We start from the raw sequence: 21,593 nt of genomic DNA, 5'->3' as shown, positions 1-21,593 counted from the left end.
CTGCAAATGGCGTCCTACCAGGCTAACGTGCGCGCTGCAGAACGCCGACCGAACACGAAACCTTCCCGCGGGGTGTACCCCGGATCGGGTCCGTCGCTGCCCTCAATCGTGTCAGCGGCCATAATGCAGGCTGGATGTCCGTGACGGTCCGGGCCTGTCGACAGACCGGCCCCGTGTAGCCGGGCATCCACGGAAGCTGAAACGAGGTGGGTAGATGACCGCGGCGACGCCTCCGTCGTCCGGGGTAACCCGGCGCGCGGCGGCGAACCCAGCCCAACTCACCAAGCGCTGGAACTTCCTCACCCAGAACTCACCGCAATCCCAGAAGCCCTGGAACGCGCTCTGGGCGATGATGATCGGCTTCTTCATGATCATGGTCGACTCGACCATCGTCGCCATCGCGAACCCGACGATCATGACCAAGTTGCACATCGGCTACGACACGGTGGTCTGGGTGACCAGCGCCTATCTGCTGGGTTATGCGGTCGTGTTGCTGGTGGCCGGGCGGCTCGGTGACCGATTCGGCCCCAAGAACCTGTACCTGATCGGTCTGGTGGTGTTCACCGTCGCCTCGGTGTGGTGCGGGTTGTCGGGCAGCGCCGCAATGCTGATCGTCGCCCGGGTGGTGCAGGGTGTCGGCGCCGGGGTGCTCACCCCGCAGACCTTGTCGACGATCACCCGGATCTTCCCGCCGGAGCGGCGCGGCGTCGCGGTAAGCCTGTGGGGAGCCACCGCCGGGGTCGCCAGCCTGGTGGGCCCGCTTGCCGGCGGCGTACTGGTCGACGGGCTGGGGTGGCAGTGGATTTTCTTCGTCAACGTCCCCATCGGTGTGGTCGGGCTCGTGCTGGCGTACTGGCTGGTCCCGGTGTTGCCCACCCAGGGACACCGATTCGACGTGGTCGGCGTCGCGCTGTCCGGCGTGGGGATGTTCCTGATCGTGTTCGGGCTGCAACAGGGTCAGGCCGCGCACTGGCAACCGTGGATCTGGGCGATGCTGGTCGCCGGAGTCGGGTTCATGACGGTGTTCGTGTTCTGGCAGTCGATGAACACCGACGAGCCGCTGATTCCCCTGGTGATCTTCCGTGACCGCGACTTCGGCCTGTGCAACGTCGGGGTGGCCATCGTCTCGTTCGCCGCCACGGCAATGATGCTGCCGCTGACGTTCTACGCGCAGGCGGTGTGCGGGCTGTCGCCGACGCGCTCGGCCCTGCTGATCGCGCCGATGGCGATCGCCAACGGTGTGTTCGCGCCGTTCGTCGGCAGGATGGTCGACAAATACCATCCACGGCCGGTCCTCGGGTTCGGCTTCTCGGTGCTGGCGATAGCGCTGACCTGGCTCACCTTCGAGATGTCGCCGGCGACGCCGATCTGGCGGCTGGTGTTGCCCTTCTTCGCGTCGGGCGTCGGGATGGCGTTCGTGTGGTCGCCGCTGACCGCCACCGCGACGCGCAACCTGCCGCCTCGGCTGGCCGGCGCGGGCTCCGCCGTGTACAACTCGGTCCGCCAGCTCGGCGCGGTGCTCGGAAGCGCCGGGATGGCCGCGTTCATGACCGCACGGATCGGCGCCGAGATGCCGCCGCAACCGTCCGGCGGTGTCGGCGAGGAGGCGCCCGCCACGCTGCAACTGCCCGAATTCCTGCGTGACCCGTTCGCGTCCGCCATGTCGCAATCTGTGCTGTTGCCCGCGTTCATCGCGCTGTTCGGAATCGTGGCCGCCTTGTTCTTGCTCGGCTACGCGCCGTCGGCAATGTCTGGCGGCCCATCCGAGGTGGGCGACCTGGTCGGCGACGACTATGACGACGACGACTACGTCGAATTCATCCTTCTTCGGGAACCCGAGGCCGCCCCGGCATCGCGAGCGGCGTACGGGCGCGAAAGCCGTGCCGGGGCGCCGGCCGATCGGCCCGCGCGCCCGCGCCCGCCGTCGGCATGGCACAGTCGGCGCGACGACCCCGTCCCGAACGGTGGCCCAATCGGTTTCGCGCACAACGGCTCCCATGTCGACACCCGTCAGCGCTTCCATCCGGTAACCGAACTCTCGGCGCGCGGTCACCGGCACCGCGATGCCGACGACGACCCGACCGGCTACGGTCGCCACTCGTCCGGCAACTAGGGCCGGGCCGGTCGTCACGTCGGCTGCGTCAACGCCAGAAACGCGCCCAGGTCGATCAGCCCCGCGGGCGTGCTGGGCAGATACTCGGTCAGCGACCCCGAGCGAACGATGACAGCCGCATACTGGGCCCGGCTGACGGCTACGTTGAGTCGGTTCCTGTTGAGCAGGAACGACATTCCGCGCGGCACCACGTCCGCGGAAGAGGCCGTCATCGAGATGAACACCACCGGCGCCTGCCCGCCCTGGAACTTGTCGACCGTGCCAACCCGGACCCCGCCGAGCCCGCCGGCGGCCAACCGCCGGCGCAGCAGCGCCACCTGGGCGTTGTAGGGCGCCAACACCAACACGTCGGAAGCGGTCAGGGGCCGGGTGCCGTGCTCATCGGTCCACGGTGTGCCGAGCAGTCGATCGATCTCGGCGGCGATCGCCTCCGCCTCCTCGGGGCTCTCCGTCGAGTTGCCGTGGTGCCCTACGGTGAGCGTCCGCACGCCGGGCCGGTATCCGGCAAGGTGTCGGGCGGCGGTGCACTCGTGGGAATGCAGCCTGCCCTCGTAGGACAGGGCGGACACCGCGGCGCACACCGCCGGGTGCATCCGGTACGAGAGGTCGAGGAAATAGCCCCGCTCGTCGGCCAGCGTGCGCTGGCCGTCCACCAGCCAGTCGAGGGCGGACGTGTCAACCGGGTCGGGATGGGTTCCCTGGCTGACCTGCGGCAGCTGCTGGGGGTCACCGAGCAGCAACAGGTTCGCCGCAGCCGGCGCCACGGCGATGGTGTTGGCCAGACAGAATTGGCCCGCCTCGTCGATCACCAGCAGGTCCAGGCTGTCGCGCGGGACCCGATTGGCGTTGGCGAAATCCCATGCGGTTCCGCCCACCACGCAGCCCGCGGTGTCGGCGATGAATGCGGCGTAAGCGCCGCCGTCGATTTCCTGCCAGCGCGGGGCGCTGTGGTCGTTGCGTTTCTTCGCCACCCGCGCCGGCTCCAGCCCGGCGTCGATGACGCAGTCCAACAGGTTCTCCACCGCGGCATGCGATTGCGCCACGACGCCGACGCGCCAGCCGTGGTCGGTGACCATGCGCTGGATCACCCGGGCGGCGGTATGCGTTTTGCCGGTGCCCGGCGGTCCGTGCACCGCCAGGTACGACGAATCCAAATCCAGTACCGCGGTGTCGATGTCGGCTAAAGTGTCGGCGCCATGCGGCGGTGCGGTCCCGCTGCGTGTGCGGGGCGCGCGGCGCAGCAGGATGTCGGCGACGGCGTTGCGGGGTAGCTGCGGCAAGCCGGCCGCCACGGCGGCGGCCGTCGCCTCGATCGACTCGCGCAGTGCGGTCGTCGGAATCGGCGGGCCCGGGGTGAGCGCGAACGGGAGCTGGTGGAATGGCTTGCCGTCGTTGCCTACTCGCTCAACGATGGTCACCTCGGTGGGCAGCGCCGGATCGTCGGCCTCGACGACAGTGGCGCGTCCGGCCGCCCGCCGGTCGGGATCATCGGACATCCCCGGGGGGGCCGGCGGGTCGTAGAGCGCGAAGACGTCGGCCACCAGCTCCCCGCGTGCCAGCTCGCCGCGCAATCGGGCCCGCCGCTGCGGCTTGCGCGCGCGGGGCGGCGTGTTCCAGTCCACGCTGACGGACGCGTGCTCGGCGATGAAGACGTCCGTGTTGTCCGCCCACTCCTCGACGGGGAAGTTCAGCCGGTCAAAGTGGGCCCACCAGAACGGTTTGTCCTCGCGCCGGTGGTAGCCGCGCGCCGCGGCCAGCAGTGCCACCGCCGTCTGCTCGGGCGTGCGCTCACCGACGGCGGCGTCACCGGTGAACGCCGACAAGGTCACCGCCAACTGGTCACGGTCCTCGACCGTGTTGCCGCCCCGGACGGGCTGGGCGCCGACCGGTACGACGCCGGATTCGTAGGCGCGCAACATCAACCAGTTACGCAGTTCCTGGGTCGAGCGGCAGTCGTAGTGGTTGTAGTCCTCGATCTCCTTGAGCACGGAGGCGGCCTCGTCGCGTCGGCCGTCGGCCTGCAGTTCGCAGTACCGGGCGTAGGAGGTGATCGAACCGGTGGCCGTGGTCACGTCGCCGGCCCGCAGCTGCGCTCCCATATAGAGCGGTTCCAGCGCCTTCAGGCTGAACGACTCCGCACCCACGCGAATGCTCTTGCGCACCAACGGGTAAAGGTCTACGAGCGTTCCGCTGCGGAGCAATTCGTCAACCTGGTCCTCGCCGACCCCGTAGCGGCCGGCGAGCCGCAGCAGCGCGGTCTTCTCGTACGGCGCGTAGTGGTAGATGTGCATGTTCGGACGGCGCTTGCGGCGCTTGGCCACCATCGCCAGGAAATCGGTCAGCGCCTTGCGTTCGTCCACCCGGTTGTGCGCCCACAACGGACGGAACGTGCCGGCCGGCCCCGCTTCCAGGACGCCGAACAGGTATTCCAGACCCCACTCCCGCCCGTCGACAGTCCACAGCGGGTCGCCCTCGAAGTCGAAGAACAGGTCGCCTGGGTCCGGTTCGGGTAGCAGCGTCAGCGGCTGCGGGTCGACGATCTCGAAAAGATGCGTGCCGGTTTCGCGTTGGCGGACTTGAAGACTCGCCTGGGCGGTCAGTTTGCCGATCGCGCCGGACGAGATGTCCGCCACCGGGCCGGTGTGCCGGGCAAGCTCGGACACCGTGGTGATTCCGGCGTCGATCAACTTGTCTCGCTGGCCCACTCGCATGCCGGCGACCAGCAGCAGATCGTCGGTGGCCCGCAATTGCTCGGTGCACAACGGGCAACGCAAGCAGGCGCCCACGCCCTCGTCATCCCAGCGAACCGCGGCGCCCCCGGCGTGGTGCTCGTCGAGGAGCCGCTGCAATCGGGCGCGCTGAGAGCGGTAGACCGGAACGAGGTCGCGGACGCGGTAGCGCGCCGCCGTCCCGTCGCCCAGGTGCAGTTCGGCCTCGGGGGCCACCGCCACACCGGATGCGGCCAGCGCGTCGGCGTACGCGGCCAGCTGGAGCAGCGCGGTGACGTTGGCCGAACGGGCCAGCTTGGTGTCGATCACTCGGTAGTGCTCGTCGTCTCGCACCAAAAAGTCGGCGAAGCCGAGGAAGCGGCCGTCGAACATGGCCGCCTGATACACCGCGGGCGCGCCGCCGGCGATGGCGCGCCGGGTCGCCTCGGCGGCCGCCGCGAGGCCGGCGGGCGTGTAGGCCGGACGGCCGATGACCGCAACGCCATCGCCGAACTGCTCGCGCAGCCGCTCCAATTCGCGTCGCTCGTGCTCGTTCCCGAGGACAGCGGTCCGCGCGAGCAGATCGTCCTCGACCGTGGCGGCGGGTCCCCAGCCCAGCTTCGCGTCGAAATCCCGCAACAGGGCGTACTCACAGCGGGCTGCTGCGGCGAGGTCCGACGCGCTGTACACGATGCTGTCGCCGGTGACGAACACAGCAGCAACTGTAGGTGAGGGGACTGACGGAAAGGCGGGCTCAGTGACCCGGTGCGTTACCGATCAGCTCCACGCCGTTGCCGTTCCAGTGGAATCGCACATCGGTGTTCAACCCGTTGATACCGCTGGGGTAGGTCAGCGCCACCGTGTCGCCGGTGGTCTGCGACGCGTCGACGCCATTGAACCCGTAGGTGTCGGGGACCCCCTGCGGGATGAACTGCCCGAGATGGAACAGCACCGCCCGGGTGGTGGGGTTGACGGCGTTGGTGTTGGCCTTGATGATCACCGCCGACAGCTGGGCACACTGGTTGTAGTTGCCGGCCAGCGGCTCGGGGTTCCAGCCTTGCTGGCTGCGCGGGTCGCGCGGGAGCTCGGAGACCACCTTCGCGATCGTGGGGGAGACGAGGTTGACCGCGCACGGGTCCGCCGGCGCGGCGTTACTGCCGGGCGGCGCGGCGGCGCCGGAAGGCTGAGCCGGGGCGGTGATGGACGGGGTGTCCGTAGTCGTCGTAGCCTGCGGCGTCTTCGCGACCGTGGAGTCTCCCGAACCACAGCCGGTCAACGTCACGGCGATCAACGCGAGAGCTGCCGAGCCGGTCAGTGGCTCGGTACGGCGGGGTATCGACCACACATCGCGCACCGTACCGTCATCGCGCGCGCCGGTGTGACAGGCATGGCCGGGCCCGGCGCGGCTGTGCTCATGATCACGGGGCCAAGACCACGGGGCCCGATGGTGGTGACCCGCAGCGCTCAGGTCCGCTGAGCTCGCGATCACCACGGGGCCCGATGGTGGTGACCCGCAGCGCTCAGGTCCGCTGAGCTCGCGATCACCACGGGGCCGATGGTGGTGACCCGCAGCGCTCAGGTCCGCTGAGCTCGCGATCACCACTAGACTCCTTGGACGATGACCCTCCCGGACACCTCGCCTGAGGCTGCCTCTCCGACGTTTGCCGACCTGCAGATCCACCCCTCGGTCCTGCGGGCGATCGCCGACGTCGGCTACGAGTCACCCACGGGCATCCAAGCGGCGACGATTCCGGCGCTGATGGAGGGCTCGGACGTGGTCGGGCTGGCGCAGACCGGCACCGGCAAGACCGCGGCGTTCGCGATCCCGATCCTGTCCAAGATCGACGCCACCAGCAGGGCGACGCAGGCGCTGGTGCTGGCCCCCACCCGGGAGCTGGCGCTGCAGGTGGCCGAGGCGTTCAGCCGTTACGGGGCCCACCTCCCGAAGATCAACGTGCTGCCGATCTACGGCGGTTCCTCCTACACGGTTCAGCTGGCCGGGCTGCGGCGCGGCGCCCAGGTGGTGGTCGGTACCCCCGGCCGGGTGATCGACCATCTCGAACGCGGGACACTGGACCTGTCGCACGTCGACTACCTGGTGCTCGACGAGGCCGACGAGATGCTCACCATGGGCTTCGCCGAGGACGTCGAACGCATCCTGGCCGACACCCCCGAGTACAAACAGGTCGCCCTCTTCTCGGCGACCATGCCGGCGGCGATCCGCAAGCTCACCACCAAGTACCTGCACGATCCGCTCGAGGTCACCACCAAGGCGAAAACCGCTACCGCGGAGAACATTTCACAGCGCTACATCCAGGTCGCCGGTCCGCGCAAGATGGACGCGCTGACCCGGGTGTTGGAAGTCGAGCCGTTCGAGGCGATGATCGTCTTCGTGCGCACCAAGCAGGCCACCGAGGAAGTCGCGGAAAAGCTAAGGGCCCGAGGCTTTTCCGCGGCCGCCATCAACGGTGACATTCCACAGGGCCAGCGGGAGCGGACCGTCGCCGCGCTGAAGGACGGTGGCATCGACATCCTGGTCGCCACCGACGTGGCCGCGCGCGGGCTGGATGTGGAGCGGATATCGCACGTCCTCAACTACGACATCCCGCACGACACGGAGTCCTACGTGCACCGCATCGGACGCACCGGCCGGGCCGGGCGCTCGGGAACCGCTCTGCTGTTCGTCTCCCCGCGAGAGCGCCACCTGCTCAGGGCGATTGAAAAGGCGACGCGGCAAACGCTCACCGAGGCCGAGCTGCCCACCGTCGAGGACGTCAATGCCCAGCGGGTGGTGAAGTTCGCCGATTCCATCACCACTGCGCTGGGCCGTCCGGGAATCGAGCTGTTCCGCAAGCTGGTCGAGGACTACGAACGCGAGCATGATGTCCCATTGGCCGACATAGCCGCGGCCCTGGCGCTACAGTCCCGCGACGGCGAAGAGTTTCTCATGTCGCCCGAGCCGCCGCGCGAGCGGCGCGAGCGGCACACCGAACATCGCGAGCGTCCCGAAAAGCCAAGGCAGACTAAACCTTTCACCACCTACCGCATCGCGGTGGGCAAGCGACACAAGATCGGCCCCGGCTCGATCGTCGGCGCCATCGCCAACGAGGGCGGCCTGCATCGAAGCGATTTCGGCCACATTGCGATCGGCCCGGACTTCTCGCTGGTGGAGTTGCCGGCCAAGCTGCCCAAGTCGACGCTGAAAAAACTCGAGCACACCCGCATCTCGGGAGTGCTGATCAACCTTCAGCCGGACCGGTCGGCGACCAAGCCCCGCAGCCGGGACGGCGGAAAGCCGCGCAGGAAACACACCGGATGACCCTGTCCGAAGAACAAGACGCCCAGGGCGGACTCGAGCAGACCGCCCACGTCGACCGGGTCGCCTCCCTGACCGGAATCCGTGCCGTCGCTGCCCTTCTCGTCGTCGGAACCCACGCGGCCTACACCACCGGTAAGTACACCCACGGCTATTGGGGCCTGGTTGGCTCCCGGATGGAGATCGGCGTGCCGATCTTCTTCGTGCTCTCCGGCTTCCTGCTGTTCCGGCCTTGGCTGAAATCAGCCGCCACCGGCGGGCCGCCACCGTCGCTGAGTCGCTATGCGTGGCATCGGGTTCGGCGCATCATGCCGGCCTACGTCATCACCGTGCTGTTCGCCTACGTGCTGTACCACTTCCGCGAGGCGGGACCCAACCCCGGGCACACGTGGCTCGGCCTGGTGCGCAACTTGACGCTGACGCAGATCTACTGCAACGGCTACCTGGGGAAGTACCTGCATCAGGGCCTGACTCAGATGTGGAGCCTCGCGGTTGAGGCGTCCTTCTACCTGCTGCTCCCGTTGCTGGCATACCTGCTGTTGGTGCTCGTCTGCCGGCGGCGGTGGCAGCCGAGGTTGCTGCTGGGTGCACTGGCCGCGCTGACGCTGATCAGCCCGGCCTGGCTGATCCTCGTGCACACCGATCACTGGTTCCCCGACGGCGCGCGGCTCTGGCTGCCCACCTACCTTGCCTGGTTCCTCGCCGGGATGCTGCTGGCCGTGCTGCAGGCGATGCGCGTGCGCGGCTACGCGTTCGTGGCCATACCGCTGGCCACGATCTGCTACTTCATCGTCTCGACTCCCATCGCCGGCGCGCCCACCACGTCGCCTGCGACGCTGAGCGAGGCCCTGTTCAAGACGTGCTTCTACGCCGTGATCTCCGCGCTCGCGGTGGCGCCGCTGGCCCTGGGGGACCAAGGCTGGTACTGGCGGCTGCTGGCGACGCGGCCAATGGTGTGGCTGGGGGAGATCTCCTACGAAATCTTCCTCATCCACCTGATCACCATGGAATTCGCCATGGTCTACGTCGTCCGAGCCCACGTCTACACCGGCTCGATGCTGGGCCTCTTCATCGCGACGATGGCGCTGACCATCCCCTTGGCCTGGCTGCTGCACCGCTTCACGCGCGTGCGGACCTGAGCGCCCGGGTCGTCGGGTCCCGGTCTGACGAAACGGCCGCCTAGCGCCGGGCGGAAACCGGCGTGACGATCGGCACGACGAACTCTTCGATCATCGCCCGCTCGTCGGCGTCGTCTCGGCCCGGGAACTGCAGCAGCGAAGTGATCACTCGCACCACCCAGCGCGCCCGGCGCTCCACCACGGCGGCATCTTCCGGCCCGAGTGAGCCGACGAACGCGGCCGCGAGGGCGGTGATCACCTCGGACTGCCCGGCCACCTCGGCGCCGATCGGAGGCCGGGTGATGGCGAACCACGACGCCAACGCGCGGCTGCCGCGAACCATCCGCAGCGTGGCGGTGATGCTCGCGACGAGCCGTTCCCGGGGATCGTCGATGCCGCCGATCTGCTCCTTGATCGCGCGGCTGAGCCGACGGGTTTCGCGGTGCACGTAGGCGGTTCGCAGCGCCTCGCGGTTCTCGAAGTACCGGTACAGCGTCGCGCGGGAACAGCCGGCGGCCCTGGCGATGTCGTTCATGCCGATCGAAGCCTGGTCGCGCTCGGTATAGAGCTGCTCGGCCGCGTCGAGGATCCGGTCCGCGGCCGCTTCGGTGCGGTGCGTGCCCAGCCAGTCGTTCGGCATCAGCGCTTCACCCGGATCGGTACCGACAGTGGGCGCCGCACGTAGCTTCCCCCCGACCAGACGACCGCGGACTCGTCGACCTCGAAATCCGGGCAGCGGGTGAGCAGTTCGGTCAGGGCGACCCGGGATTGCATCCGCGCCGCCGCCGCGCCCAGGCAGTGGTGCGCGCCGTGGCTGAAGGTCATGATGTTGCGCGGGCGTCGCGTCACGTCGAGTTCGCCGGCGTCCGGACCATATTGGCGCTCGTCGCGGTTGGCCGACCCATACAGCAGGAACACTTTGCGACCGGCGGGGATGGTGGTGTCGCCGATCGTCACGTCGCGGGTGGTCGTGCGGGCCAATCCCTGCACCGGCGAGGTCAGCCGGAGCAACTCCTCGACCGCGTCGGGGATCAGCCCCAGATCATCGGCAAGCAGCCGGCGCTGGTCGGGGCGTTGATGCAGCAAAGGCATTGAGCCGCCGAGCATTCCGGTGGTGGTGTCGTTGCCGCCGGTGACCATGGTGAACGTGAACGCCAGCACCGACAGTGTGCCGGCGATATCACCGTCGGCGCCCACGCCGGCGGCCACCAGGTGCGAGATGGTGTCGTCCTCGGGCTCGGTCCGGCGGCGCTCGATCAAGGCGGTGAAGTAGGCCATCATCGACCCGACCGCATCACCCACCGTTTCCAGCGCCGCACCGATCCCGCCGTCCGCCGTGTTTCCCGCCACGATGGCCTCGGTCCAGCCGTCGAATTGTGCCCGATCTTCCTCGGGCACACCGAGATAGTGCGCCACCACCATCGAGGGCAGCGGTTTGAACAGCTCGGTGACGATGTCGCCGCCGCCGTTCGCGCGCAGCCGCTCGATGCGCTCGACGACGAACTCGCGCACCTTGGGCTCCACCGCCTCCACCTGTCGGGGAGTGAAGCCGCGCGACACCAGTTTCCGAAACTCGGTGTGCACCGGTGGATCCTGCATAACAAACGGTGGATTGTCCTGCAGCCCAATCATTTCCAGGTCGCCGTAATTGACGGTCAATCCCTGCGCGGAGGAAAACGTCTCGTGGTCACGGGCGGCGGCCCACACGTCGGCGTGCCGGGACAGCACGTAGTAGTCATGGTCGGGCCGCTTGGCCGGCACGACGTGGTGCACCGGATCGTGGTCGCGAAGCGCGCGGTACATCGGCCACGGATCCCGCCAGGTGTCGGCGGTCGCCAGCTCGAACTTGACCGGTGCGTTATGAGACATAACCGTGACCATGTCTCATTCGTACGACAGTCGTGGGGTAATGTCAACTGCCCTACCGCCGAGTGCCCGGCCAGCAGGGCAGTCGACATCGACCGCCCGGCCCGCCGGGCGATGAGTAGAGAACTAGATCCCCGCGCCCGGGTTGAGGATGCCCCGCGGGTCCAGGGCCTGCTTGATCCGCCGGTTGAGGTCCATCACCTCGGGCCCGAGATAGCTGGCCAGCCACGGCCGCTTCAACCGGCCGACGCCGTGCTCGCCGGTGATCGTCCCGCCGAGCCCGACGGCCAGATCCATGATCTCGCCGAAGGCGAGATGGGCCCGCTCGGTCATCGCAGCGTCCGCGGGGTCGTACACGATCAACGGGTGGGTGTTGCCGTCACCGGCGTGGGCGATCACCGAGATGGTCAGGTCACGCTCGGCGGCGATGCGCGCGATGCCGGTGACCAGTCTGCCCAGCGCCGGGAGCGGGACCCCGACATCCTCGAGCAGTAGCGATCCCTTCGCCTCCACCGCGGGGATGCAGAACCGGCGGGCGGCCACGAACGCTTCGCCCTCGTCGGGGTCGTCGGTCGAAAACACCTCCGTCGCACCGTGTTCGGCGAACACCGCGGCCATGATCTGGGCGTCTTCGCTGCCGGCCCCGCCGCGTTCGTCGGACCCGGCCACCAGCATCGCGGCCGCCCCCCGGTCCAGGTCCATGCGCAAGGTGTCCTCGACGGCGTTGATGGCCACCGAATCCATGAACTCCAGCATCGACGGGCGCAACCGCGCGGTGACCCCGAGCACCGCCTCGACCGCCGCCTCGACCGTGGCGAAGCCGGCCACCACGATGCTGGACGCGTTCTGCTTGGGCACCAGGCGCAGCGTTACCTCGGTGACGACGCCCAGGGTGCCTTCGCTGCCGACGAAAAGCTTCGTCAGCGACAGCCCCGCGACGTCCTTGAGCCGCGGGCCGCCGAGCCGGACCGCCGTGCCGTCGGCCAGCACCACCTGCATCCCCAGCACATAGTCGGTGGTGACGCCGTACTTGACGCAACACAAGCCGCCGGCGTTAGTGGCGATGTTGCCGCCGATGCTGCAGATCTCGAACGACGACGGATCGGGGGGATACCACAGGCCGTGCTCGGCGGCGGCCTTCTTGACCTCGGCGTTGAACAAACCCGGCTGGCACACCGCGGTGCGGGTGACCGGGTCGACGGTGATGTCGCGCATCTTCTCCGTCGACAGGACGATCCCGTTGTCCAGCGCCGTCGCCCCACCGGACAGGCCGCTGCCGGCGCCCCGGGTCACCACCGGAACCGCGTGAGCACATGCCCAGCGCAACACGGTTTGCACGTCCTCGGTGCACCGCGGCCGGACCACGGCCAACGGTTTGCCGGCCGACGGGTCGAACGCGCGGTCCTGGCGGTAGCCCTCGGTCACGGTCGGGTCGGTGACGACCATGCCGTCGGGCAGGCCGGCGATGAGCTCGGCCAGGACATCAGCGGTCACGGACCGATCCTACGGGCCGATCGGCGCTGTACAGTTGGGCGATTCTCCGAAAGGTCGGGTCAGAGATGTTCGGACGGCGAGATCTCAGCAAAGTCGGCATCCGTGCGTTTGCGGACGTCCTCTCCGCCGAGCAGTCGGCGATTGCCGTCACGATCGGCAACCCGAACCTGGTTAACAACACCGAAGTCCGTTGGAAGCTGCTTTTGCGGGTCACGCCGGACGCCGAACCGCCGTTCGAGGCCAGCCTCACCGCGCTGCTACCTCAGCTGAGCCCACCGCGTCCGGGCATGAGACTGCCGGTGCTCTACGACCCGAAGGACCACAGCCGCGTCCAAATGGACCGCCAGCCGGCCGCCACGGCCGATGTGGCAATCGACGCCGTGACCTCAGCCCGTCCCGACCTGGCGGGCGCTCAGGTCATGGGTATGCCGATGGCCGATGTCATCCGCCAAGCCATTGCCGATCCGACCGCATTCCGGGAGGAGATGATGCGGCGCGGAGCCGAGATGCAGCAGCAGGCGTTCGGCGCCATGGAGGCGGCGCAGACCCAACAGGGTGCAGACCCGATCGAGCGGCTCGAGAGGCTGGCCGCGCTGAAAGACCGGGGGCTGCTTACCGATGAGGAATTCGAGCAGCAAAAGCGCAAGATCCTCGGCGACTGACGGATCACAGCGGCGACTGCCGACTCGCCTCCAACTCCGGCGCGCGGTCCAACTCCCGCAGCGACGGCAGCCGTATGGCCAACAACCCGATCAGCAGAATCGGCACCGCCAGCGCCAGGAAGGTGACGTTCAACCCGGCGGCGTCGGCGAGCGGACCGGCCACCAGCAGGCCCAACGGCCCGGCGGCGTAGGTCAGCCCCGCCATCACCCCGACCACCCTGCCGCGCAGATGATGTGGCGCTCGGGTCTGCATGACGTAGTTGTAGATGGGCTGGATCGGCCCGTAGACCAGGCCGGTCACCGCGCAGAGCACCAAGATCACCGGCAGCGGTGGCAGGAACGCGATGCCCACCGTCGCCGCGCCGAAGGTCAGGGTCGCCGTCAGCACGGCCGTACGCCGCCGGGTGTATTTCGAGAGCGCCGCATAACCCAGCGCGCCCGCCACCCCGCCGACCGCGAGCGCCATCAGCGCCCAACCCAACTGGGCGGGCTGGTGCTGGTCGGCGAAATACTTTGGGAACAAAACACTTTCCATCGGCAGGTACAACGCGGTGACGGCCAGGTCGATCAGCCCGAGCGTCCGGAGCACCCGCAGACTCCAGACGAACCGCAGGCCTTCGACGATGCCGGAGACCAACCCGTCGGGGCGGGTCGCGTGGTGGGGCTTGCCGGTGCCCTCGAGCCGTAGCGCACCAATCGCCAACAGCGACAAGCCGAAACAACCCGCCGTGACCCACATGGTGTTGACGCCGCCGACCGTGGCGATCATCAAGCCGCCGATGCCGGGGCCCACCATGAAACCGAGGTTGAGGATCGCCTCGTAGAGGCTGTTGGTGCGGTCCAGCGACCAGCCCGCGCGGGCGGCGGCCTCGGGCAGCATCGACTGGCGCGCCGTTGCCCCGGCCGGGTCGAAGGCGGCCGCGCAGAAGGCCAACCCGGCCAGCTCGGCGACGTTCATCGCGCCCGCGCCGAACAGCCAGGCGGTCAGCGGGACGGCGCTCACCGCCGCGCCGGAGAGTGAGTCGGAAACGAGCGAAATCCGGCGGCGGCCGAAAAAGTCGACCGCGGTGCCGGCGACCAGGGTGGACAGCACCAGTGGCAGCGTCATGGCCGCGGCCACGATCGACGCGTCGCGCGCGCGGTCGTGATGCTGCAACGCCAGCCACGGAAACGCGATCACCGAGATGCCGGTACCGGCCGTCGCCATCAGCGTGGCGGACAGGATCAGAAACGCCGGGCCGCGGCTCGTATGGCTCATGAAATATCCCGGGGAGAATTTAGCCGTTGATTTGCGGCGGGACCACTGAATATTCGGGGCGTTCGGCCGGCGCCTACCGGCTGACTGCAGGATGTTCATGTGCTCGCTCACCCTCGTACCGGCCAGGCGTTTGATTCTCCAGTGGTTCCCGGCACCGGATGGCCGGGTGATCCGGCGACCCCGCAGACCACGGTGGCCGCCGACGCCGCACAGGTTGCCGCGCTCGCCCCGCACGCCGCGTCGATCCCCGAGCTCGACGCCCTGATCAGCGTCTGCCGGGCCTGCCCGCGGTTGGTCGAATGGCGCGAAGACGTGGCCGTCCTCAAGCGCCGCGCGTTCGCCGACCAGCCGTATTGGGGCCGGCCCGTTCCGGGCTGGGGGTCGGAGCGACCGCGGCTGTTGATCGTCGGGCTGGCGCCCGCCGCGCACGGGGCCAACCGGACGGGACGCATGTTCACCGGTGACCGGTCCGGCGATCAGCTTTACGCGGCGCTGCACCGAGCCGGGCTGGTGAACCAACCCACCAGCGTGGACGCTGCGGATGGGTTGCAGGCCAATGGGATTCGCATCGCGGCACCGGTGCGGTGTGCGCCCCCGGCCAACGCCCCGACGCCGGCGGAGCGCGACACCTGCTGGCCGTGGCTGGAGGCCGAATGGCGGCTGGTGTCCGATCATGTGCGCACGATCGTGGCGTTGGGCGGCTTCGCCTGGCAGATCGCGCTGCGCCTGCCGGGCGCGTCCGCCATGCGCAAACCGCGGTTCGGCCACGGGGTGGTGGCGCAATTCGCCCCTGGTGTGCGGTTACTCGGCTGCTACCACCCGAGCCAGCAAAACATGTTTACCGGTAGGTTGACACCAGCAATGCTCGACGACGTTTTCCGAGACGCGAAAAGGCTGGCAGGGATTAAGTGACTGACGTTCTGATTTCCGGCGCCAGCGTGGCCGGTGCAACGGCGGCTTATTGGCTTGGACGGCACGGTTATTCGGTCACCGTGGTGGAGCGCCACCCCGGGCCGCGGCCGGGCGGTCAGGCGATCGACGTGCGCGGGCCGGCGCTGGGAGTGCTGGAACGCATGGGGCTGCTGGCCGCCGCCCAAAAACGGAAGACACAAATTCGCGGCGCTTCCGTCGTCGACCGCGACGGCAACGAGCTCTCCCGCGACACGGAGTCGACGCCCACCGGCGGGCCCATCGACAGCCTCGATATCGAGCTCTTGCGTGACGACCTCGTCGAATTGCTGTACGGCGCAAGCCAATGGACGGCCGAATACATCTTCGATGACACCATCACCGGCTTGGAGGACGACGGCGCAGCCGTCAACGTGACCTTCGAACGTGCCCCTGCGCGCAGCTTCGACCTGGTCGTCGGGGCAGACGGGCTGCACTCGAACGTGCGCCGATTGGTGTTCGGCCCCGAGGACCAATTCATCGAGCGGTTGGGCACTTACGCGGCGATCTTCACCGTGCCCAATTTCCTCGACCTGGACTATTGGCAGACCTGGCATTACGGGGACTCCACGATGGCCGGGGTGTACAGCGCCCGCAACAACAGTGAGGCCCGGGCCATGCTGGGTTTCATGGACACCGACCTGCGCATCGACTACCTCGATACCGAGGCGCAGTTCGCCGAGCTGGAGCGGCGGATCGCCGACGACGGGTGGGTGCGTCCCCAACTGCTGGAATACATGCGCGGCGCACCGGATTTCTACTTCGACGAGATGTCTCAGATCAAGATGGATCGCTGGTCGAAGGGCCGGGTGGCGCTGGTCGGTGATGCCGGATATTGCTGTTCGCCGTTGTCGGGCCAGGGAACCAGCGTCGCCCTCCTGGGCGCCTACATCCTGGCCGGCGAGCTCGTCACGGCGGGTGATGACTACGAACTCGGCTTCGCCAACTACCACAAAGAGTTCAACGACTACGTCAAGCGCAACCAATGGCTGGTCGTCGACAACATTCCGGGCGGGGCGCCGATCCCGCAGGAGGTCTTCGACCGCATCGTCAGTTCGATCACGCTGAAGGATTACTCAATTACGAAGGACCACTGACGCCCGGGAACGTTCGCACGCCATCAGGCGTTGACGCGAACGTGCGTCTTTCCGTCCTTGATCTCGTCCCGGTGCGCACTGACCAGACGACCAGCGATGCGCTCGCCGCGACCGTGCAGCTGGCACAGGCCGCGGATCGCCTGGGTTTCACGCGCTACTGGGTCGCCGAGCACCACAACATGCCGTCCGTCGGCGCCACCAGCCCGCCGGTCCTGATCGCCTATCTGGCCGCGCAGACCACGCAGGTGCGGCTGGGATCCGGGGGTGTGATGCTGCCGAATCACGCGCCGCTGGCGGTGGCCGAGCAGTTCGCGCTGCTGGAGGCCGCCGCCCCGGGCCGCATCGACCTGGGCATCGGCCGGGCGCCCGGGTCCGACCCGGTGACCTCCTACGCGCTGCGTAGCGGCCGGGACGACCGTGACATCGAAAACTTTCCGGAGTATCTCGACGACGTGGCGGCGCTGATGAGCGCGCGCGGCGTGGTGGTGCCGCTGCGCTCGGGGGACTATCGCCTCAAGGCGACCCCGGCGGCGGCCGGTGAGCCGCGCCTGTGGCTGTTGGGCTCGTCGATGTATTCGGCACACCTGGCCGCCGCCAAGGGGCTGCCGTACGTCTTCGCGCATCACTTCTCGGGCACCGGAACCGAAGAGGCGCTCGAGCTCTATCGCTCCCGATTCAGGCCCAGCGCCCTAACGCCCGAACCGGTGACTTTCCTGACGGTGAACGCCGCGGTGGCCGAAACACGCGACGAGGCAACGGCATTGATGCTGCCCAACCTGCAGATCATGGCGAAGCTGCGCACCGGACAGCCCCTCGGCCCGGTGCCCCTGGTCGAGGAAGCGCAAGGCGCCGAGCTGACGCCACAGCAGGAGCACATCGTGCAGAGCGGGCTGCAACGGGCGGTCCTGGGTACACCGGCCGAGGCCGCCGACCAGTTGCGGGCGCTTGCGCAGCGGTTCGACGTCGACGAGGTGATGGTGCACCCGGTCGCCTCGGCCCGCCGCGGCACCGATCCGGCCACCGCGCCGGCACGGGTGCTGACCCTGGAGTTGCTGGCAAAGGAGTTGTTCTAACCGGTCAATCCGTCACAGCCGATCGCTCGGATCCGACGCCCGCGATCGCGCTCCTGGTCGTGATCCAGCGTTGCAGTTCGTCCGGCGGCAACGGCGCGCTGTGCACGAACCCCTGGGTGATGGTGCAGCCGTAGCCGCGCAGCGCACTCAGTGTTGCCTCGTCTTCGACCCCCTCGGCGACGAGGTCGGCGCCCAGGTTGTGCGCCAAGTCCACGGTGGACTGCACGATGGCAACCGATCGCGGGTCCTGGGCCAGCCGCGCCACGAATCGCCTGTCGAGTTTGAGCTCGTCGACCGAGACGTCCTGCAGGCGCGCCAGCGACGACCATCCGGTGCCGTAGTCGTCCAGCGAGATGCGAACGCCGAGAAGCTGCAGGGCGGCGACGGTGTTGCGGGAGCGGTCCGAGTCGACGAGGGCGCTCTCGGTGATCTCGACGATCAGCGCCTCGGGCGGTAGGCCGTGGACCCGAAGCAGTCGCTCGATGGTGACCGCGAGGTCGAGGTCGAGCAAATTCGTCGTCGACAGGTTCACCGCGACGGTCAGCGGAATGCCGTGGTCGCGCCAGGACCGAATCTGCTCGAGCGTGGCGTTGATGGTGCGATGGGCGACCGTGCGCATCAGACCGGCCCGCTCGGCGGCCGGAAGGAATTCCTCCGGCAGCAGCAACCCGCGGGTGGGATGCTGCCAGCGCAGCAGCGCCTCGACGCTGTGGACGGCTCCGTCGCTCGCATTCACCTTGGGCTGGTAGTGCACCGTCAACTGATCGCCATCGATCAGCGCGGCCCGTAGCTCCCCGACGAGGTTGGGGTCGTGGTCACGGTCAATCTCGAAGGCGGACTCGTACACCGCGATCCTGCTGAGGGCGGACTTGGCGTGCGGGATCGCCGCCTCGGCGCGATTCAACAGCTCTTGCGGATGGTCGCAATGATCCGGGTAGAGCGCGATGGCGATGGACGCATCGATCTGCACGCTGATGGCGTCGAGTTCGAATGGGATGCTGACACCTTCGAGCAACCGACCCGCCTGGGCGCGTGCGGCGACGAGATCCGATCCCTCACCGAGCAGGATGGCGAATTCCTCGTCGCTCACGCGCGCAAGCAGATCATCGCGACGAACGCTGTGCGCCAGTCGGTTTGCGATGTGCCACACCAGCTCATCGCCGAAGTGGCGACCGACGGAGTCGTTGATCTCCCGCAGCTTATTAAGATTCAGCAACAGCAGCGCACGATTCGACGACGTCCTGACGGGTGACGCGGAAGCCGACAGCTCGGTCAGCGCCGTCGCCAGCGATCGCCGATTGGGCAGGGTGGTCAATTCGTCCGTCATAGCCTGCTTGTGGCTTTCGGCCAGCATGCTGATATCCCGGAAGGTCACCGAGAATCGGGCGGCGACCGCAACGAGGCTCAGTGCGGCGAGCGTCGACGCGAGCCGCGAATCGTGCCCCAGGATGGCGACGCCCAGTGCTACGACGGTGCAGGTCACCGGAACCGCGTAGGAGCTGAGTCCACGCCGGGGCGCCGGCGCCGCCGACGACCATCGCGCCCAGCTGGCCATCGCCACCAGCAGCGACGAAGCCGGCCAGAGCGCGTCCAGCGTGGTGCCGACCCGGTATGAGCCCGCAGATGTTTGAAAGAGGTAGGCCGTGTCGGCGACCGCGAAGCCAACCAGCCCGACCACAAGAAACCCCCAGCGAAACTCGCTGCGCCAGCCGAGGATTGGCAGCATGCCGACGGCCAGCGCCAGCAGGACCAGATCGCCCCACGGGTAGACCAGACCCACCAGCACGGTCGCGGGTGTCCGTGCGGCGGCGGCATGCATGGGCCCGGCCCGCAGCGCCGCGGCCAGCGCGGCGACGGCCAACGCGCACACCAGGGAATCGAGTCGGATGGGCATCGGCACCCGCTTCAGACGCGATTGCATCAGCAGCAGAATCCCCGCATAGACGAACGGATAGAACGCCAGGTATTCGGGATCGGCAACCGAGGGCGAGTGGGCGTTCGGGACCCATAAGGCATAGGCGACGTCACCGAGCGCCGACAACGCCATGCCCGCCGCGATCAAAGACCACGCAAGGCGATCGGCCTTGAGGCGGTATGCGCGAACGGCGATCAACCCGGCCGCCAGCAGGTTCAACGCCGAGTACAGGGATTTGGCGAAAAAGACGCTGTGGCTGGCATCCGGGTGGAGGGCGCTGGTCGCGGTGAAGGCGACCACGCCAATCATCAAGAGGGCCAAAGCGATCCGGATCGCAGTCGGGGGCCACCGGATGCCGTCGATACCTTCCTGCGGTTGCACCGTCCCTACGTCAGCGGCCCGCCGGAGCATCGGTGCGGCACTCGGCTCAGCGACCTCCACTGCCGCCGGGGCGGGTCCAGCCAGCTGCGGGGTCGAGAGCGAGAGGGACAGATCCGGCACGAAGCTCCGAATGCATTGTCCACCTTCACGTTTAGCGGTGTACATGGCCAGGTCGGCATGCCTGAGGAGCTGCTCGACGCTGCAGTCCGACGATGCGGTGGCCACCGTGTAACCGACACTCGGTCGGACCGGTATCGGAACGCCATCGACCAGAATTGGGGCGTTGAACGCCTCGAGAACTCGATTCGCCGCCGCTTGTGATTCCTCGACGGACCCCTCGATGAGCACGGCGAACTCATCACCACCGAGGCGAGCGGTGACGCACTTTTCGTCCAAGGCGGCGGTGAGCCGCCCGGCGACCCGGATCAGCAATTCGTCACCGGCAGGGTGGCCGAGGGCGTCGTTGACCGATTTGAAGTTGTCGAGGTCGAGGCACAACACCGCTATGGGCGAAATTTCGCAGCTTCGCCGGGCGACGGTCTGCTCGAGCCGATCGAGGAAGTAGGCCCGATTGGCCAGCCCCGTCAGGCTGTCACGGAATGCTTCCCGCGCCACCTCGGACAGTAATCTCTGGTTCTCCATCAGCATGACGAACTGCCGGACGAGTACCGCGGCCACCAGGATCCCCAGCGCGATCAGCAGAGGTCCGTGCGCCATCAACCTGACCGCGCGGGTCAGCCCAACTGCGGCGGCCACCAGCAGCGGCAGGTACGGCAGCCACAGCCGGGTGCGCGACCGTATTTCGTCGTCACGCGCCCCCGGCACCGGGACCTCGTAGACGCTCGACAGCGCGGCGAGCGCGATCATGGCGAGCCCGCCCACTCTGCCGAGGTCCACGAGATCGCTGACCTGGTAGCTGCCGATCCCGCTCTTGAACACCATCGCGATGTCGGCAATGCTGATCGTCGTCACGCCCCCGGCCAGCAGGTTGCGGCTCGGCGGGTCGCCGCGACGAACCCGGGAAAGCATCAGGATCGCGGTCGTCAGCAGGAGGACGTCGTTGAAGACTTCGGCGACCGTCGTCGCCCGGGAGCCGCTGTCCTCGCGCAGCTGTTTGTCGAGGACGAAGACCCATGACACGACGAACAGCGACGTCGCCACGATGAGGCCGTCTAGCACCAGTCGCCGCGGGCTTTGTCGCGAGAAGCGCGACAACAGCACCAACGATGCATAGGCGCCGAACGGCCATAGCAACAGCACGATCTCCGCGGCGGCGGGATGGGTGGCGTGGGCCAGTTTCGGACGCACGTCGTACACGGCCCAGATGACCTCGCCCGCCGCCCAGCCCAGCTGGGCCGTCACCATTGCCAGCCATCCGGCCCTGTGCCGCCCGGCCGCCGACCGGGCCGCGTAGCCGGCACACCCCGCCCCGAACAGCAGGCAGACAGCCAGGGCGATTTCGTCGACCGGTCGGGTTGCGTAGGCGCCCTCCCAGCCGCCGATCGAGGACGCCACCACGAGCGCGGCCGCCAAACCGTATGCGCCGACGAAGAGCCAACCGAGGCGCGGGGGCAGCCTGAATCGACGCCATGGGTTTCGCGCCCAGGGATTCATACCCGCTCCAGCCGATCCCGCGCCGTTTGG

The 21,593-nt window shown here is 68.2% G+C and carries 14 protein-coding genes; 7 read left to right on the top strand and 7 right to left on the bottom strand.

Going from position 1 to position 21,593, the window contains the following annotated elements:
• The first annotated feature begins 214 nt into the window (after window positions 1-214).
• On the top strand, window positions 215-2,113 hold the full coding sequence (locus tag A5758_RS09265) for an MFS transporter (RefSeq protein ID WP_067739224.1): 1,899 nt from the start codon (window positions 215-217) through the stop codon (window positions 2,111-2,113).
• Window positions 2,114-2,127: 14 nt separating this feature from the next.
• On the opposite strand, the gene A5758_RS09260 is transcribed toward A5758_RS09265, so the two are convergent.
• Both A5758_RS09260 and A5758_RS09255 read right to left on the bottom strand, forming a co-directional pair.
• Complete coding sequence (locus A5758_RS09260) at window positions 2,128-5,535, bottom strand: TM0106 family RecB-like putative nuclease (RefSeq protein WP_067739221.1); 3,408 nt, start codon at window positions 5,533-5,535, stop codon at window positions 2,128-2,130.
• A 40-nt stretch (window positions 5,536-5,575) separates the two neighbouring features.
• Window positions 5,576-6,175, bottom strand: a complete 600-nt coding sequence (locus A5758_RS09255) for an LppP/LprE family lipoprotein (protein WP_067739218.1) — start codon at window positions 6,173-6,175, stop codon at window positions 5,576-5,578.
• 264 nt (window positions 6,176-6,439) lie between these two features.
• On the opposite strand from A5758_RS09255, the gene A5758_RS09250 reads away from it, so the two are divergent.
• Window positions 6,440-8,140 (top strand): DEAD/DEAH box helicase, encoded by a 1,701-nt coding sequence (locus A5758_RS09250; RefSeq protein ID WP_067739215.1) that lies wholly within the window; start codon window positions 6,440-6,442, stop codon window positions 8,138-8,140.
• On the top strand, window positions 8,137-9,276 hold the full coding sequence (locus A5758_RS09245; RefSeq protein ID WP_067739206.1) for an acyltransferase: 1,140 nt from the start codon (window positions 8,137-8,139) through the stop codon (window positions 9,274-9,276). Before A5758_RS09250 ends, A5758_RS09245 begins: the two co-directional genes overlap by 4 nt.
• Before the next feature lie 40 nt (window positions 9,277-9,316).
• On the opposite strand, the gene A5758_RS09240 is transcribed toward A5758_RS09245, so the two are convergent.
• The 3 genes from A5758_RS09240 to A5758_RS09230 all read right to left on the bottom strand — a co-directional run bounded on the left by A5758_RS09240 (window position 9,317) and on the right by A5758_RS09230 (window position 12,615).
• Entirely contained in the window at window positions 9,317-9,895 is a 579-nt protein-coding gene (locus tag A5758_RS09240) for a TetR/AcrR family transcriptional regulator (RefSeq protein ID WP_067203652.1), read from the bottom strand.
• The gene (locus A5758_RS09235) at window positions 9,895-11,136 is read right to left on the bottom strand and encodes a cytochrome P450 (RefSeq protein WP_197503813.1); all 1,242 of its coding nucleotides are present in this window, start codon (window positions 11,134-11,136) and stop codon (window positions 9,895-9,897) included. Before A5758_RS09235 ends, A5758_RS09240 begins: the two co-directional genes overlap by 1 nt.
• Before the next feature lie 111 nt (window positions 11,137-11,247).
• The gene (locus A5758_RS09230) at window positions 11,248-12,615 is read right to left on the bottom strand and encodes an FAD-binding oxidoreductase (RefSeq protein ID WP_067739203.1); all 1,368 of its coding nucleotides are present in this window, start codon (window positions 12,613-12,615) and stop codon (window positions 11,248-11,250) included.
• A gap of 65 nt (window positions 12,616-12,680) precedes the next feature.
• On the opposite strand from A5758_RS09230, the gene A5758_RS26020 reads away from it, so the two are divergent.
• Window positions 12,681-13,277, top strand: coding sequence for an SHOCT domain-containing protein (locus A5758_RS26020; RefSeq protein WP_067739199.1), 597 nt, complete (start codon window positions 12,681-12,683; stop codon window positions 13,275-13,277).
• Between the two features lie 4 nt (window positions 13,278-13,281).
• Here A5758_RS26020 and A5758_RS09220 read toward each other — a convergent pair whose 3' ends face one another.
• Entirely contained in the window at window positions 13,282-14,535 is a 1,254-nt protein-coding gene (locus A5758_RS09220) for an MFS transporter (protein ID WP_067739196.1), read from the bottom strand.
• Between the two features lie 84 nt (window positions 14,536-14,619).
• On the opposite strand from A5758_RS09220, the gene A5758_RS09215 reads away from it, so the two are divergent.
• The 3 genes from A5758_RS09215 to A5758_RS09205 are packed head-to-tail and all read left to right on the top strand — an operon-like array spanning window position 14,620 to window position 17,653.
• Window positions 14,620-15,447, top strand: a complete 828-nt coding sequence (locus A5758_RS09215; protein WP_067739193.1) for a uracil-DNA glycosylase — start codon at window positions 14,620-14,622, stop codon at window positions 15,445-15,447.
• Window positions 15,444-16,580, top strand: a complete 1,137-nt coding sequence (locus A5758_RS09210; RefSeq protein ID WP_067739189.1) for an FAD-binding protein — start codon at window positions 15,444-15,446, stop codon at window positions 16,578-16,580. Before A5758_RS09215 ends, A5758_RS09210 begins: the two co-directional genes overlap by 4 nt.
• A gap of 41 nt (window positions 16,581-16,621) precedes the next feature.
• The gene (locus tag A5758_RS09205; RefSeq protein WP_067739184.1) at window positions 16,622-17,653 is read left to right on the top strand and encodes an LLM class flavin-dependent oxidoreductase; all 1,032 of its coding nucleotides are present in this window, start codon (window positions 16,622-16,624) and stop codon (window positions 17,651-17,653) included.
• 4 nt (window positions 17,654-17,657) lie between these two features.
• Here A5758_RS09205 and A5758_RS09200 read toward each other — a convergent pair whose 3' ends face one another.
• Window positions 17,658-21,563 (bottom strand): bifunctional diguanylate cyclase/phosphodiesterase, encoded by a 3,906-nt coding sequence (locus tag A5758_RS09200; protein WP_082939625.1) that lies wholly within the window; start codon window positions 21,561-21,563, stop codon window positions 17,658-17,660.
• Between the last annotated feature and the right edge of the window lie 30 nt (window positions 21,564-21,593).

The sequence above is a fragment of the Mycobacterium sp. 852014-50255_SCH5639931 genome, from assembly GCF_001665605.1.
GTDB lineage: Bacteria > Actinomycetota > Actinomycetes > Mycobacteriales > Mycobacteriaceae > Mycobacterium > Mycobacterium paraffinicum.
This window is presented reverse-complemented; position numbering and strand designations above follow the sequence as displayed.

Coding starts and splice junctions, on each gene's coding strand:
- A5758_RS09265 (WP_067739224.1), top strand. CDS start 215: ATGACCGCGGCGACGCCTCCGTCGTCCGGGGTAACCCGGCGCGCGGCG.
- A5758_RS09250 (WP_067739215.1), top strand. CDS start 6,440: ATGACCCTCCCGGACACCTCGCCTGAGGCTGCCTCTCCGACGTTTGCC.
- A5758_RS09245 (WP_067739206.1), top strand. CDS start 8,137: ATGACCCTGTCCGAAGAACAAGACGCCCAGGGCGGACTCGAGCAGACC.
- A5758_RS09240 (WP_067203652.1), bottom strand. CDS start 9,895: ATGCCGAACGACTGGCTGGGCACGCACCGCACCGAAGCGGCCGCGGAC.
- A5758_RS09235 (WP_197503813.1), bottom strand. CDS start 11,136: ATGGTCACGGTTATGTCTCATAACGCACCGGTCAAGTTCGAGCTGGCG.
- A5758_RS26020 (WP_067739199.1), top strand. CDS start 12,681: ATGTTCGGACGGCGAGATCTCAGCAAAGTCGGCATCCGTGCGTTTGCG.
- A5758_RS09220 (WP_067739196.1), bottom strand. CDS start 14,535: ATGAGCCATACGAGCCGCGGCCCGGCGTTTCTGATCCTGTCCGCCACG.
- A5758_RS09200 (WP_082939625.1), bottom strand. CDS start 21,563: ATGAATCCCTGGGCGCGAAACCCATGGCGTCGATTCAGGCTGCCCCCG.